This window comes from Bacillus sp. 179-C3.3 HS (assembly GCF_047229225.1).
Taxonomy (GTDB): Bacteria; Bacillota; Bacilli; order Bacillales; family Bacillaceae; genus Bacillus.
In genome coordinates this window covers 12,269-27,225 of sequence record NZ_JBFEFT010000022.1, presented here as the reverse complement: position 1 = coordinate 27,225, position 14,957 = coordinate 12,269, and the positions used below count along the sequence as shown (strand labels likewise).

Annotated in this window: 12 protein-coding genes; 8 read left to right on the top strand and 4 right to left on the bottom strand. The window is 36.7% G+C overall.

Annotation, left to right across the window (positions count from 1 at the left end; genetic code table 11):
* Window positions 1-309: 309 nt before the first annotated feature.
* Complete coding sequence (gene rluF, locus AB1K80_RS13380; RefSeq protein ID WP_412857179.1) at window positions 310-1,017, bottom strand: 23S rRNA pseudouridine(2604) synthase RluF; 708 nt, start codon at window positions 1,015-1,017, stop codon at window positions 310-312.
* A 393-nt stretch (window positions 1,018-1,410) separates the two neighbouring features.
* On the opposite strand from rluF, the gene AB1K80_RS13375 reads away from it, so the two are divergent.
* Entirely contained in the window at window positions 1,411-2,436 is a 1,026-nt protein-coding gene (locus tag AB1K80_RS13375) for a restriction endonuclease (protein WP_412857177.1), read from the top strand.
* 410 nt (window positions 2,437-2,846) lie between these two features.
* Here the strand turns inward: AB1K80_RS13375 and AB1K80_RS13370 are convergent, their stop codons facing one another.
* Entirely contained in the window at window positions 2,847-3,005 is a 159-nt protein-coding gene (locus tag AB1K80_RS13370) for a hypothetical protein (RefSeq protein ID WP_412857176.1), read from the bottom strand.
* Between the two features lie 51 nt (window positions 3,006-3,056).
* Complete coding sequence (locus AB1K80_RS13365; protein WP_412857175.1) at window positions 3,057-3,602, bottom strand: Pathogenicity island protein; 546 nt, start codon at window positions 3,600-3,602, stop codon at window positions 3,057-3,059.
* Between the two features lie 527 nt (window positions 3,603-4,129).
* On the opposite strand from AB1K80_RS13365, the gene AB1K80_RS13360 reads away from it, so the two are divergent.
* Together AB1K80_RS13360 and AB1K80_RS13355 are read left to right on the top strand one after the other, a co-directional pair.
* Window positions 4,130-4,633 carry a hypothetical protein gene (locus AB1K80_RS13360; RefSeq protein WP_412857173.1) on the top strand — a complete coding sequence of 168 codons (504 nt, stop codon included), beginning with the start codon at window positions 4,130-4,132 and terminating at the stop codon, window positions 4,631-4,633.
* 165 nt (window positions 4,634-4,798) lie between these two features.
* Entirely contained in the window at window positions 4,799-6,622 is a 1,824-nt protein-coding gene (locus AB1K80_RS13355; RefSeq protein ID WP_412857172.1) for a hypothetical protein, read from the top strand.
* Window positions 6,623-6,716: 94 nt separating this feature from the next.
* On the opposite strand, the gene AB1K80_RS13350 is transcribed toward AB1K80_RS13355, so the two are convergent.
* Entirely contained in the window at window positions 6,717-7,451 is a 735-nt protein-coding gene (locus AB1K80_RS13350; protein ID WP_412857171.1) for an SDR family NAD(P)-dependent oxidoreductase, read from the bottom strand.
* 153 nt (window positions 7,452-7,604) lie between these two features.
* Between AB1K80_RS13350 and AB1K80_RS13345 the strand changes: the two genes are divergently transcribed.
* The 5 genes from AB1K80_RS13345 to AB1K80_RS13325 all read left to right on the top strand — a co-directional run bounded on the left by AB1K80_RS13345 (window position 7,605) and on the right by AB1K80_RS13325 (window position 14,838).
* On the top strand, window positions 7,605-8,189 hold the full coding sequence (locus AB1K80_RS13345; protein WP_412857169.1) for a TetR/AcrR family transcriptional regulator: 585 nt from the start codon (window positions 7,605-7,607) through the stop codon (window positions 8,187-8,189).
* 177 nt (window positions 8,190-8,366) lie between these two features.
* Window positions 8,367-10,622 carry a helix-turn-helix domain-containing protein gene (locus AB1K80_RS13340; RefSeq protein ID WP_412857167.1) on the top strand — a complete coding sequence of 752 codons (2,256 nt, stop codon included), beginning with the start codon at window positions 8,367-8,369 and terminating at the stop codon, window positions 10,620-10,622.
* Window positions 10,623-10,961: 339 nt separating this feature from the next.
* Complete coding sequence (locus AB1K80_RS13335) at window positions 10,962-12,383, top strand: MFS transporter (protein WP_412857166.1); 1,422 nt, start codon at window positions 10,962-10,964, stop codon at window positions 12,381-12,383.
* A 101-nt stretch (window positions 12,384-12,484) separates the two neighbouring features.
* Complete coding sequence (locus tag AB1K80_RS13330; RefSeq protein ID WP_412857165.1) at window positions 12,485-13,675, top strand: amidohydrolase; 1,191 nt, start codon at window positions 12,485-12,487, stop codon at window positions 13,673-13,675.
* A 320-nt stretch (window positions 13,676-13,995) separates the two neighbouring features.
* Window positions 13,996-14,838 carry an MBL fold metallo-hydrolase gene (locus tag AB1K80_RS13325; protein WP_412857163.1) on the top strand — a complete coding sequence of 281 codons (843 nt, stop codon included), beginning with the start codon at window positions 13,996-13,998 and terminating at the stop codon, window positions 14,836-14,838.
* Window positions 14,839-14,957 lie beyond the last annotated feature (119 nt).

Sequence of the window (14,957 nt, the reverse complement as noted above, 5' to 3'; positions counted from 1 at the left end):
TTGGAGAAAATATTAAGTCCACCTCATATCCTGCTCTAAAACACAATGTCATGAGTGAAACATACAATAATCTGGAATGATATGAGTGGTGATTTCAACACAAAAAGAAAATTGTATCATGCGGTCTAAATAAGTTCTATTAAAGAAACCACTCCATTGCTACATTTTCAGGAGTGGTTTGCGTTTATATATTAATGTAAATCTTATGGTTAGCTTCTTTCTTGAAAAGACGCACTAAGATTTAATTATAATAAGATTGCCCCTTTATTTGGAGATGACAATTCTACTAAACTTGATGTTCTATAGTTTTTACCATTCTTTTGGCTCGTAGTTTAATTCTCTAAATAATTGAGTTCGTTCTTTCTTGGATAAATCTCTCCACTGTCCAGGAGGAAGTTTGCCTAATTGAACATTCATGATTCGGATTCTTTGCAATCGGTAAACTTCGTATCCTAATTCAGTACACATGCGGCGAATCTGGCGATTTAGCCCCTGTGTTAAAATAATTTGGAAATCAAATTTTGATAACTGAACTACTTTACAGGGAAGTGTTTTTGTCCCTAATATTTTGACACCTTCTGACATTCTCTTCAAGAATTCAGGAGTAATGGGCCTGTCTACCGAAACGATATATTCCTTTTCATGCTTATTTTCAGAACGGAGAATTTCATTAACAATGTCACCATCGTTCGTAAGAAGTATTAAGCCCTCCGAATCTTTATCCAAGCGCCCAATATTAAATACTCTTAATGGATGGTTGACTAAATCAACAATATTCCCCTTTACACGTTTCTCTGTTGTACTCGTGATACCTACAGGTTTGTTTAAAGCAATATAGACATTATTCCTTGCTACTCGGATTGGATTTCCATCTACTCGAACGTCATCCCCAGGTTCAACTTGGCTCCCTATTGTTGCACGTTTACCATTAATCTTAACTCTTCCATCGGCAATTAATTTATCGGCACCTCGTCTAGATGCTTTTCCAGACTCACTTATATATTTATTAATACGCATGTTGACACAACCTTATCAGATGATTGTTTTATTAGACACTAACTATACTTTATTTTCAGGGTGAATCACAACTCGTATTTAGATATACTGGAAAAAAGTTTGTGGGAAATGGAATGATATATCGCTATCATAGGAGTATTTTCGTTTGTATATATAGGGAATAGATAAAAGTAAATATTAGGTATACAAGTAATTGATGGTAGTATATTCTGAATATGATTGGCTCAAATACAACGGCGTCTAATAGAAAGCATACGTTCGATACGGAAAAGTAACGAGTCATTAGTTGACATCATATTTTACTGAAGCAATTCCAAAAATTAAATATAAATAACGTTACATATTATGTGAATGTCTTTTTTAAAAAGAATTTAGAAAGGGTGGAAATATAGGATGACAGTTTGGTTATTTCGTGCTGGAAAACAAGGGGAGTTTGAAAACAAGTTTCTAGATGATGAAAGAGTCTATCTGACTTGGGATGATCTTAATATAGATTTAAAAGAAATTGAATCTAAAGAGGTTCTATATAAAAGATTAATCGAACATTATGATCTAGATAAAGAAAAAACAGCTATCAACTGGGCTTCGCAAATTTGGCCAATTGCACATGCCATGGAGCAAGGTGATTTAGTCGTCTTACCTTCAAAGTTTAATCGAACAATACACATTGGTGAGGTAGCTGGTGATTATGTTTATAACGAATCACTTGGAAGTCCTTATTACCATTATCGCAATGTAAAATGGATTGCAAAAGATATACCGAGGGATCGTTTTGATCAGGATATTTTATATTCACTAGGTGCTTTTATGACGGTTTGTAAAATACATAGAAATAATGCAGAAGAACGCATGAGAGAAATGCGTAAACATAATTGGTATGTACCAAAAAATAAGAATGTGAAGGAACTAGTTGAGGAAAATGAAGAAACGGTTTCTATTGATTTAGAAGAATATATTTATGACCAAATTTCCGAGAGGATTATTCAGCGATTTAAGGGACATAAGATGGAAAATTTAGTTGAGGAAATCTTGAAAGCAAAAGGGTTTACGACGTATAGAAGTCCAGAAGGTGCGGATCACGGTGTAGATATACTAGCAGCTTCCGATACACTTGGTTTTGGAGATCCAAAAATTTGTGTTCAAGTAAAAACATCGGACACGCCTCTTGATAGACCGACATTAGATCAATTAATAGGTACAATGAGTAATTATAGTGCAGACTTTGGTCTGTTAGTCTCATGGAGTGGTTTCAAATCATCTGTTACGAAAGAAATACCTAAGCAATTCTTTAAGGTTCGTCTATGGGATTCCAAAACCATTATTCAACAAATCTTCGAGAACTACGAAAAGCTAAGCGATGAAATTAAGAAAGAGATTCCTATTAAAAGAGTTTGGATGTTAGCTAGTGAAGTAGAATAAATCATCACAGTGAACCGTCTCATAAGTAAATGAGGTTTATGAAAAACACCTGAATATTAACATTCAGGTGTTTTTTAAAGGGCTCAAAAGAAAAGGTATTGGTAGCATTTTAGAATGGCTCAAAAACGAGCTCGTAAATTGGGAGTGAGAATGATTGTATTAGAAACACAATCATCTAATTTTATTTGAAAAAAGGCTTTCAACGTATTGGATTCAATTTAAACTCTTATTCAAATGAAGATATAAAGAAAAAGGAAATTCGCATCGAAATGATACCTTATAGAAAATCGAACTTAGCTTAGTTACCGTGAACCGTATAATAAAGTGAATTCACAATATGCTATTAGTGTGAATCTTAGCTAAAAGGAGATGAAATTTATTCATCTCCTCTAGCACATCCCATAAGGATCCTATTTTTTCTCTTTCACCATCTTAATGACAAGAAAGAAAAGGATAAATAAGATAAAATAATTCATTGGATTCTTAAAGATGCTCATCTCTAATGAAATCTGTAATAGAATCCAAAGTAAAAAAATGATTAGTATAGATGGAATGATGATTTTGTACATTGTGGTCACCTTCCCTTTACGATAAGAAGAGAGTACCCTTTTTATTATCAATTAAAAACAAGATGCAGCAGCTCCAGTCAATGCTCCCCCAACAGCACCGGTGATGGCACCAACGGCACCAGCGCCTACAGTGCCGATGCCAGGTATCGTGACGGTTCCTACAGCAGCACCAGCCAGACCGAGCGTACCACCTCCAGTGACTGCCCCACCGCTGGTACCTAGAATACATTTTCCAACAGATTGAGTACTGGTGTTTCCGCTTGTTTTTTCACTCACCACTTTAATTAAAATCCCATTTTTCACTTTTTCATAATGCAAAGTAACAGGATGATTGTTTTTATCGGTCGATTTCTTAGGAAGAACTTGTTTTTCATTCGTGATTTTATCTTCCAATATCGCATTTCCCTTAGAATCGATATGAACACTAGCATGATGAAACGTCATCTTTAATTCACTATCATTAAGGTTCTCCACTTGATATGTGGCCTGTGATTTTGTGGCATTTGCATCTTTAGGTAAAGTTGGCAGAGCCAAGGCGCTTATTAGAAATAGAGAAGCGGCCAATTTGATAAAGGTACTTTTTAATTTACTACTCATTACATATCCTCCTCCTTTGGTTTACCATCCTAACATAGCTAAACCTGCTATTAAATAGTGAGAATATAAAATAAGTAAATCATAATGTTTTGAGTGAAAGTCAATGATGACTTTTTTCTTAATTTCTTTGTAACTGTAGTGAACGTAGGTTAGGTGCTTAATAGATGTAGAAAATTAATCAGATGAAAAGAAATCTAACAAGGAAAAGTAATAGAAGTCTTTTCTTTGATGAGCTAAACTTGGATCTATGACTGTTCTGAACGAAAGAAGGGGAATGATGTTTAATCGCTAAACAGTAGAAGTTATCAAATATACATTACCTGTTAAGAGTAGAATTGCTCTTTTTATTGCATATAACCTTTCACTTTTAAGCACAGCAATTGGTTTATATTCTCCATTGGAAGTTAGTTTTTTATTATTCATTGATAGTGTTCGTTGGTCAGTCGTCTGACGGATAATACCACTTTTAGAAGAAATAGAAGTTTAAAGAGAAGCTTTATGATGCCAGTAAGCAAGGAGAGATGGATATGTATAGATTTAATAGGCTGTACAGATTGGCTGACACTGAGATTTGGGAAGTAAGGTTACTCAAAGTCAATCATGCATACTGCTACTTTTCTATAACAGACATGAAGAGAAAAGCGACAATTGAGGATAATCCACTTGCGACCGAGGACGAGTTAAAGTCAAGGGAGAATTATATTTCAATAGATGTTCATAGTAACTTTAAACTTAATGAAATATTAGAAAAAGAAGAGTATGAGGAATTAATAGATGATATATCGTCATTTGTTGAACATATGGTAGATAATGCACATGTGTTTTTCCATTTCCACTTATATGAAAATGAAAAGTTTGAGTCTCATCATATAGAAATTGAGAGTGATGAAGATTTATATGGATCTAGAGAAGAGCAGGTTGAGGAATATAAAGAGCAATTTATTAAGAAAAGCTGTATCAGTTTAGTTGAAAGACATTTGAATAAAAGAATGGTGCATTTATCGGACAGTCATTTTTGTCAAGACAGGTAAGGGGGAGTTCTTTTTTCCATGCCTTTTTATATTCAGGGGATTTTCTTATATAAATAACGTATGATATAGGATGAAAATATAAATGCATGACAATAAGAATAAGTAAATATCAGACTTATGGATACGTAGATGAATATATTCCATCCATACTTTAAGGAGGATTTCATGGGTTTTAAAGATGACATGAAACGTGAAATGCGTAATGTAGTGAAAGATGTAGAAAAAGAAGTCAATAAAACGTGGAAGATCGATTATAAAGGGCATTCTATCGAAATTATCAATCAGATAAAAGAAGAGCAATTGATCATTGATGGGAAGACAGTTGATAGTAGACAACGGAAAAGTCTATTTTCGCACATCTTACCATATTCGAGATTGTCAGGGATACTGGAATTTGAAGATGGTACAAAGCATAAGGTATCCGTTAAGCTTGGTGGTTATGTACGATTGAATTGTATTGTAAAAGTAGGTCATGAAACGGTTTTAGATGATTCCACTAAGTTAGATTTTCTTCCGTGGGATCATAAAGAGAAGATCGTTCCCTTTATCCAACAACAAATTCAAACACATCATAAAATAGTAGATGATCGTTTACCAGATGATGAATATTTATATAACGAAAACGAATCGCGATGGGCTCCGGGCTTATTCGATTATTTAGTAGATGAAGGTCCTACACCATTTTATGTGAAGAAACTATTGAAAGTTTTTGAAGACCAACTACATCACCCTACAAATCAAACAAGAAAGATCACGTATGAAAAGATCATGTCTAATCATATGGCGACATGTAGTGACGAATTGATCAAACGGATTCAGCAAGCAAAATGGGACGAGTCTCTTGTACAACAAGAAGCGTTATGGCTTCTTGAACATGCAGCACATCGAGAGGTTGTAAAATTTGCAGTCATTGTATTGGGATGTACGAATTGTGAGAAATACAAAGAGCTTTTATTCACAATAGGCATGCATGAAGAATTTACGTCTTACGTTGTATCTGCTTTAAAGAGTGGCACGACTCAAGCGAACGAACAAGTGTGGCAACTTGCAAAGTCCGTACATGGCTGGGGGAAAGTTTCAGCTGTTGAGCAATTGGAAGCATCGACGCCAGCAATCAAGCAATGGTTACTAACAGAAGGTTGTCAAAATACAATCAATGATGAAACGTTAGCTTATACTTGCGCTCTTCATGGTGACCTTGAAGCCACTCTATCTGAAGATAGGATTTCAAAAGAGTTATATCATGGAGCGAGTCTCCTCATTCTGTCATTAATAAGTGAAGAGAGTTCTCACCACGGCATTGATGATTATCCGAATGCAAGCACAGTTCTTTCGCGTTTTATTGAACATGCACAGATGCACTGTCAATCACTTGAAGATTTTTATCCTATTATGAAAATCAGTGAATTCTTAAATGATGATAAAGAAATGTGGGAAGAGCGCTTTGATGACTCATGGAAACAAGATGAGTATTTGGCAATTCAGGAAGCGATTCAGCCATTGATCAATGACAGGAAATGGCCACAACTTGCAATGGATATGTTAAAACAAAACCATCATGTCCAAGCACTTGAAGTCGCTCTCTATTATCGTTTAGACGTTGTGCAGCATTTATTTGAGTTGCTTGAGAATGAACCGACAAATAGTGAATTATATTTCGCTGTGATGGATACAAATAAACGCCAACATATTCAAGATCTTTGCCATTTTGCAGAGAACCATTTACCGTTATCAAATCTTTCAGATGATGAAGAGATGTGTCTACAATATATTGTACAGGATTTAGATGAATATGAAGGTGTCGGCCTATCATTGATTCATGCTGCGCTGAGAATAGAAAATTTACAGTACTTTGCATTAAGCGTCCTAAAAGAATGGTCTCCATCGTATTCACAACAAATAGCGACAAGGGAAATGATTCAAAGTATTGCAGTGAATACGAAGGATAAAGAAGATCGTCAGTTAGCAAAACACTTATTAAAGCGATAAGACATTTTTATTTTTTTGTTAATATTTACAATAAAAAACCTCCTAAGTAGTTGTATTGCATTTTTATAGCAACTACTTAGGAGGTTATATTTAATTAAATAGTATCTTTCCCACCATCAACAATATATGTCTGCCCAGTCACATAAGATGCCTCATCCGATGCTAAAAAGCAAACTACGTTGGCCAGTTCGGAAGGTTGGCCGATTCTTCCCATTGGGATGGCTTCTGAATAGACTTTTAACATGTCATCGTTTACGTCTTTTAAAATGCCAGTACTCACGACACCTGGAGAAACACCGTTTACACGAATGTGATCACGTGCATAATCATGCCCAGCTTGGCGTGTTAGCATAAGCATTGCGCCTTTTGAGGTAACGTATGCTGGTGAACCCGGTGTGGCGTGTCGTGATGAAATGGAGACGGTATTGATGATGGAGCCGCCACCATTTTGCTTCATATGAGGAACTGCGTGTTTGATACCGAAGAAAGGTCCATTGATGTTGATACCGAGCACTCGGTTCCATTGTTCTTCTGTATACTCATCAATGTTTGCATATGCCCCAATGATTCCTGCGTTGTTACATAAGATATCTAGTTTTCCGAAGGTATTGATAGCGTTTTCAATTAAGTTTTTAACATCTGCCTCTTTTGAAACATCTACTTTGACAGCTTTTACGCTTTCACCAAATGTATGATCAAGTTCAAAAATATTGTCTGTTATATCCCCAGCAATCACTTTTGCGCCTTCTTTTACGAATTTTTCGACGATTGCATAACCAATCCCAGAGGCAGCTCCAGTCACGACAGCGATTTTGTTTTCTAGTTTCATCCAAAATTCCTCCCATACGTTATGTTGAATGTACCCTACAATCCCAAATTATCATCTATTGTGAAAAATGAGGTAAACAAAAATACTTCAATTGAAGGTTAAACAACGGATATAATCATATTGTCGGATATTTTGATAACAGGAGCGGGACAGATGAAAATTAAACTGGATAGAAGAGTGAAAAGGACGAAACGTTCTTTAAGAAATGCTTATATTGATTTAATTGAACAGTTCCCTGAACATGAGATTACCGTATCAATGATTGCACAATATGCAGATTTAAATAGAGCCACGTTTTATGCCCACTATTCAAATAAAGAGGAGTTCCTAGAAGAGGCTTTATATGATTTATTAGAAGGATTAAGAGAAGCGATTCTCTCTCCTTTTGAACATAAACAACGGATCAATGTAAACACGTTAGCTCCCACAACGATTCAAATTTTTGAATATATCGAAAAAAACAAACGGATATTTTATGCACTGTATACTAGCCATGCCGATTTCAAAAAGTGCTTAGAGGAGCTGTTTCATCAAATTTTTTCAGAAGATCTCTTTATTGAGGTTCAATCCACAATAGGTACGGTGCATTATGAGACGTTTTTACATTATCAAACGAATGCCACGCTCGGGTTGATTTATAGTTGGATACAAGGTGAGTTCCAATATTCTGCGGAGTTTATGATGGAGCAACTGACGATCTTTTCGAATACGCAAGTAATTGGATTGAAAAAGTTGTAAAGTCTAATATGGTGTATCGTTGAGTCAATGTCAGTACGTGTCAGCACCTATTTTGGGGCATACTCTATATTGAACAAGTAGTTAGGAGTGAGTGGATTGAATGATCCATTGTCAGATTTCCAGATATCTTTTCAACACATTAAGTCACTGGCCCCAAAGATAAACAAAGGGGTACTAATGATTTGGGTCATTAGTGGTGAAGTCAAAATAGAGACATCGAGTCGTTTTTATCAGATGTCAGAAAACGATATTCTCGTTCTGAATCGTAATCAACTTTTTCAGGTTCAAGGGGATGAACAGAATAGGGTCATGATGTTATCGATTTCCGACGGGTTTATGGATGATCATTATCCACAATATCGCAATCAGCGATTTGATTGTTATTCAAGAGAAATTGATCTTGGAAGAGAAGAGATGATTCTTGCAATTCGAAAGCTATTGGCAAATGTGATGATGAGTTATTACAGACAAGATGAATCCTATCGGATCGAAGTGATTACCTATATTTCCCAAATTCTTCTGATATTGATCCGTAGTTTTAAACAAGAAGGTAGTGTCATTCAGAAATTAGATATAGGTGATCGACGTTTATTGCAAATCATTGACTATATGGAAAAAAATTATGATCAGATGATCACACTAGAGGAGATGGCGAAGAAGTATTATCTTTCAACTAGTTATCTTTCTCGCTATTTCAAAAAGAAAACGGGCATGGGGTTTAGTCGTTATTTAATGAGTATCAGGCTGAAGCATAGTATGAAGGAATTGCTGTATACATCTGATTCTATTTCGCAAATCGCGATGAATAATGGCTTCCCAAATACAAAGTCTTTTACCGCCTTTTTTAAAGAAGTATATGGAATGACGCCACATACATATCGTGATAGCCATATTGTCCAAAAGGAGGACTCTGTTCAAAGCGATCACAAGGTAGATGTTGCCAATCTGATCCAACCATCAGAGGTGATCGCAAAATTAAGTAGCTTGAATTTGGATGATCAAAAATCTTATAGCCATCCAGAGACAAGGTATGAAAAGCTGCCGATCACCTTGACGGGTCTTGAGCCAATGAAGTTACAGTATCCTGATCATATTCTCATTATTGAAGACATTGTTGAGCTATTAAAAGAAGATGTCCGTTCTCAAATACTAGATGTCAAAAAGGATTTGCAGTTAACGTATATCGGGGTTCGTCATCCCATTAGTAACACGGCGATTCCTCCTGAGGTAGAGACAGATGAAGAGATTCCGACAACATCACCGTATTTTAATATTGATAGTGCTTTGGCCTTTATGAAAAAGCACGATTTATCTTTGTTTATACGTGCGGAATATATAGATATCTCGAAAGATGAAGAACAATATTTTAAAAAGCTCAGACAGTTCATCAGACATTGCTTACAGCTTTACGGCGAGTCGTTTGTGAAGCAATGGCATGTGATGTTTTACGAGCCTTATTATACGGGGGTTGAGGCACAAGAACTTCAGAGGGTTTATTTAAAATTGTATCAAGTATTGAAAAGTATGATTCCTTCGATCCATGTGGGCGTGTATATGCCTTTTTCTTTCCAAAAAGAAAGGACAAGCCAACATCATGAATGGCAGTTAGAACATGGAGAATCGATTGATTTTATCGGTTATAATGCGAATCAAAATGAGATCATCGACTTCAAAGAAATGGCAGATACTAATTTCGATTTAGCCAAAGATTACATCAAAGAAAAGACGAATAAAATGAAGCTCTATTTAAAAAAGAACAGTATAGAAAAACCACTTCATCTTGTTTCATGGAATACATTATCAGGTAATACGAGGTATACGAATGGCACCTTTTTCCGCGGAGCTTTAATCTTGAAAAATGTATTAGATATCTCCAATGATGTCAAAACAGTGGCCCTTTGGATTAATACAACTGTACATGAAGACATAGGGAAAGATCAGCGTTATCGAATGGATGGTGTAGAATTATTCCATTATTTAAATGGAAAACGTCCAGCTTATTTTGCCTTGATGTTTTTAAAACGTCTGGAAGGTCGGATTGTCGCACAAGGGAAGGATTACGTGATGACAGAGAATGACCGGGGATATCAATTGGTTCTCATGAATTGTAATATTATCAATCCTTACTTCTCCATTGAAGAGACATACCTGCAGAAACTGAATAAAGAAATTCATGTAACGATTTCTGGAATTCCTAAAGGAGAATATCAAATACGCAAGCATGTATTTGATAAACATAATGGAGCGTTATATACAAAGTGGTTGAATTTGAACAGTAAGCATGGCATGGATACGGAAATCATTGATTATATTATCAATTCAAGTAGACCTTCTTTAGAGATTTTCGATGAAGAGATTGAAAATGATTGGTCCTTTTATTCCTATTTAACAAGCAATGCGATTCACTTTTTTGATATCCGAAAAGCCTATTGAAAATGGTTGCCGAGGGTACGGTTTTCTATCTAGTGAGATTCATACAGAGCCTGATGGACTTTTCTCAGAGCGAAAGCTCAAGGAAAGATCTTGTCGGGCTTTAAGTCGTTCCTTGAGATAGATGACAAAAATCTACCCCATTATTTTTCCTCAATAGCATGAGAGGTTAATTTTTTGGCCTTGCTGTCAGGTGAATTGCACAAAAATTGACTCTCTTCATATGAACTAAATTTTTATAATCATAGTATAGAAACGAAACAAGATGTTCCTGCTAGTCACTACTTGATGCAATACGGTTTCTGTATGAATGGATGAAAAAAATTTAGTGGGGGTTTAACAATGGAGGCAAATTATAAAGGTACAGATAAGTTGATCACAGGGATTGTGTTTGGTGTTATTACCTTTTGGCTTTTTGCACAGGCATTGGTCAATGTAGTTCCAGATGTTCAAGCAGATTTAGGTATTTCTCCAGGAACGTTAAATATCGGAATTAGTTTAACAGCCTTGTTCTCAGGGATGTTTATTGTAGCGGCTGGCGGAATTGCAGATAAAATTGGACGTAAAAAAATCACATACATTGGGTTGATTTTGAGTATTATTGGTTCACTTTGCCTTGTTTTAGCGCAAGGAGCGGTATTATTAATTATCGGACGTATTATTCAAGGGCTTTCTGCTGCTTGTATTATGCCAGCAACGATCGCTTTAATGAAGGCTTACTTTGATGGAAAAGACAGACAACGTGCCCTAAGTTTCTGGTCAATCGGTTCTTGGGGAGGTTCAGGTGTATGTTCATTTGCAGGTGGTGCCATTGCAACATATATGGGTTGGAGATGGATCTTTATCTTCTCAATCATTTTTGCCCTGCTAGCGATGCTGTTAATTAAAGATACTCCTGAAAGCAAAGCAGAAGGCACAGGTAAATTTAAATTCGACTTTATGGGTCTAGCCATCTTTATCGTCACGATGGTTGCTTTAAATGTGTTTATCACATTTGGTGCGGACTTAGGATGGACAAGCCCAGCTGTTATGGCTCTTGCTGTTGTGACGGTGATTGGAGCGATTGTTTTCTTCAAAGTTGAGAAAAAGAAAGAAATTGCACTCATTGATTTCTCTTTATTTAAAAATAAACCATACGCTGGTGCTACTTATTCAAACTTCTTACTAAATGCAATCGCTGGAACACTTGTTGTTGCTAACACATATGTTCAAGTGGGCCGAGGATTTACAGCGTTTCAGTCAGGAATGCTATCGATTGGCTATTTAGCGGCTGTGCTTGCGATGATTCGTGTCGGAGAAAAGATTCTTCAAAAAGTAGGTGCAAAATCGCCGATGGTGTGGGGAACGATTATCTCAACCTTTGGTGTCGCAGTGATGGGATTAACATTCTTGCCTGATGTCGCTTATACGATTGTCGTATTCATTGGATTTGCTTTATTTGGTCTTGGACTTGGCGTATATGCAACCCCATCGACAGATACTTCTGTATCGAATGCACCTTCTAATAAAGTGGGGGAAGCTGCCGGTGTTTATAAAATGGCGAGCTCATTAGGAAGTGCGATTGGTGTAGCGATTTCCGCAACAGTCTATAGTTCAGTTGCAGCGAATGGAAGTGTCGAGACAGCTGCAACAGTAGGGATTATCGTGAACGTCATATTTGGAGTACTAGCTCTTCTATCAATTGTCGTCATGGTTCCAAAAAATGCTGGTAAAACCTTAGATGATTCAAAGATTTACCAAGCACCAAAGAAAGCTGTTAATTAAGACATGCAAGAAAAATAGAATTCGTATTCAGCTCATTTTTATCATTTGGTACAGAGAGAGGGTCACCTTCTTTCTGTACCTTCAAAAAGGAGACGAACATGATGAAAAGTGAATTAATGTCCATGCTAGAATCACGTAAAGAGGAAATTATCAACATACGTCGTTATTTACATGAACATCCTGAGATCTCATTTAAAGAAGAAAAAACAGCACAGTATATTACAGATTTTTATAAAGGGAAAGATGTTGATATCCATACGAATGTTGGAAATGGGTATGGCATTGTTGTCACAATCAAAGGCGGAAAGCCCGGAAAAACAATTGGTCTGCGAGCAGACTTTGATGCCCTTCCGATTGTAGAGGAAACAGATGTGCCGTTTCAATCAAAGAATGAGGGCGTTATGCATGCGTGTGGGCATGACGGACATACGGCTTACCTATTGGTTTTAGCTGATTGCTTAATTCAATTAAAGGAGTCAATTCCAGGCACAATTAAAATCATTCACCAGCATGCTGAAGAGGTGCCACCAGGTGGAGCGAAAAGTATCGTAGCGTCTGGTTTGATTGATGATTTAGATGCTGTGTATGGCATTCATTTGTTGCCTATGGGTCCTGCTGGAACAGTAGGCTATCATGCGGGCTATTCCTTCAATGGACGAGCATATATGAAGTTAAAAGTACAAGGAAGAGGTGGACACGGTTCCTCTCCTCATTTAGCGAACGATGCGATTGTGGCTGCTGCCCATTTTGTAACAGCTGCCCAAACAATTGTGAGCCGCAGATTAAGCCCATTCGATATCGGTGTGATCACGATTGGATCTTTTGATGGAAAAGGGACATTCAACGTCATTAAGGACAGTGTAGAGCTTGAAGGCGATATCCGCTATATGACGAACGAAACAAAAGAAACCATTGAGCGAGAAGTGAAACGGATTGTAAGAGGGATTGAAGAAGAATTTGACGTCACATGTGAGCTGACGTATACACCAGATTATCCACCTCTATACAATGATCCTGAACTGACAGCTATGGTTGCAGATAGCTTACGAAGCATGGATGATAAGGACATAAAAGAAGTGAAGGAATTCCCAGCTATGTCTCCATCTGAGGACTTTGCTTATTATGCTGAAAAATTCCCAGCATGCTTTTTCTACATTGCATGTACACCAAAAGGGGTAGAACAACCTTATTTTAACCATCATCCAAAGTTTGATATCGATGAAGATGCACTACTCGTAGCTGCGAAGTCTGTTGGACAAGTTGTTTGCAGTTATTATGGATTAGACGAATAGCAATAGGAAGAAACCATATCACATACTTGTGTTATTTCAGTATGTGATGTGGTTTTTTGTATCATATCATTTTGTATAAATCTAATTTGAAACTCTGTAGGTAACGTTTAAAGTGAATATATCAGTGCAATTAAAAAACCTGCAAAAAACATTAGATCTTGTGTAGAATCGATACGCTTCATTTCAGAACTTTGTTATGATTAGTCTCTATCAAGGTTTTTTAAAGGGATTTAGTAAAATACATCAAGAATGACTATTTACCAGAGTAAAAAATTTCATTTCGACTCAAAATATGAAGAAATGAAAGGAGGCTGCATGCGATGCACTCAATTCACAAAATAGGACAGAGTTTTTGGTATATCACGCCAGTATCGCTTACGGACCGACCTATTCTAGGTATGGTCGTAGGGAGTAATAAGACATTAATGATTGATGCAGGAAACTCGGTAGATCATGCCAAGTATTTTGTCCAAGAAACGTTACAAAACGCCACTCCTGATATGGTTGTGCTTACGCACTGGCATTGGGATCATATTTTTGGTCTGCCAGCGTTATCTGAATCGCTTTCGATTGCTTCTGCAAAAACCAAACATGAAATGGAGAAGCTGATCCCATTTTCGTGGTCGGATGAGGCGATTGATGAGCGTGTTCAGGAAGGGACGGAAATTGAGTTTTGCGCCAAGGCAATCAAGGAAGAATATAAGGATCATCGAGAGATCAAGGTTGTTTTGCCTGATGTGACGTATGACAAACGATTGGAAATTGACCTTGGTGGGGTTACGTGTCTCGTACAGTATGTTGGAGGCGATCATTCATCAGATTCCGCCATTGTGTATATGAAAGAAGATAAGATCCTTTTTCTCGGTGACTGTATTTATCCAAATATGTATGCCGAAAAGGAGAACTACACAATCAAGGAAACATTACGGCTCTTAGAAGAATTGGAATCATTTGATGCAGATACATACATTCCTTCCCATCAAAAGCCGATTACGAAAGAAGAGTTTCGTCAAGAAGTAGCCAAGCTGAGAACGATTGCGGAATATACGGAGCGTTACCGTGGGGATCAGGACAAAATTGAGAAGGAATATGAAAAAACTGTACAAAGAGATTTAACAGAAAATGAACGGGAAACCATTACTCAATTTGTAAATGGTTATTAGGGTGATAAAAGACAGGGATTCGTTTCCACTGTCTTTTTTTATGGGATTCTTTCAGGTGTATGAATTTATATAAAGTTTATATATGACATGTATACTCAAAAAGGTCATGAAAAGGAGGG

Bases quoted from the DNA above. Each gene is read 5' to 3' on its own strand.
- rluF (WP_412857179.1), bottom strand. From the start codon at position 1,017: ATGCGTATTAATAAATATATAAGTGAGTCTGGAAAAGCATCTAGACGA.
- AB1K80_RS13375 (WP_412857177.1), top strand. From the start codon at position 1,411: ATGACAGTTTGGTTATTTCGTGCTGGAAAACAAGGGGAGTTTGAAAAC.
- AB1K80_RS13370 (WP_412857176.1), bottom strand. From the start codon at position 3,005: ATGTACAAAATCATCATTCCATCTATACTAATCATTTTTTTACTTTGG.
- AB1K80_RS13365 (WP_412857175.1), bottom strand. From the start codon at position 3,602: ATGAGTAGTAAATTAAAAAGTACCTTTATCAAATTGGCCGCTTCTCTA.
- AB1K80_RS13360 (WP_412857173.1), top strand. From the start codon at position 4,130: ATGTATAGATTTAATAGGCTGTACAGATTGGCTGACACTGAGATTTGG.
- AB1K80_RS13355 (WP_412857172.1), top strand. From the start codon at position 4,799: ATGGGTTTTAAAGATGACATGAAACGTGAAATGCGTAATGTAGTGAAA.
- AB1K80_RS13350 (WP_412857171.1), bottom strand. From the start codon at position 7,451: ATGAAACTAGAAAACAAAATCGCTGTCGTGACTGGAGCTGCCTCTGGG.
- AB1K80_RS13345 (WP_412857169.1), top strand. From the start codon at position 7,605: ATGAAAATTAAACTGGATAGAAGAGTGAAAAGGACGAAACGTTCTTTA.
- AB1K80_RS13340 (WP_412857167.1), top strand. From the start codon at position 8,367: ATGATTTGGGTCATTAGTGGTGAAGTCAAAATAGAGACATCGAGTCGT.
- AB1K80_RS13335 (WP_412857166.1), top strand. From the start codon at position 10,962: ATGGAGGCAAATTATAAAGGTACAGATAAGTTGATCACAGGGATTGTG.
- AB1K80_RS13330 (WP_412857165.1), top strand. From the start codon at position 12,485: ATGAAAAGTGAATTAATGTCCATGCTAGAATCACGTAAAGAGGAAATT.
- AB1K80_RS13325 (WP_412857163.1), top strand. From the start codon at position 13,996: ATGCACTCAATTCACAAAATAGGACAGAGTTTTTGGTATATCACGCCA.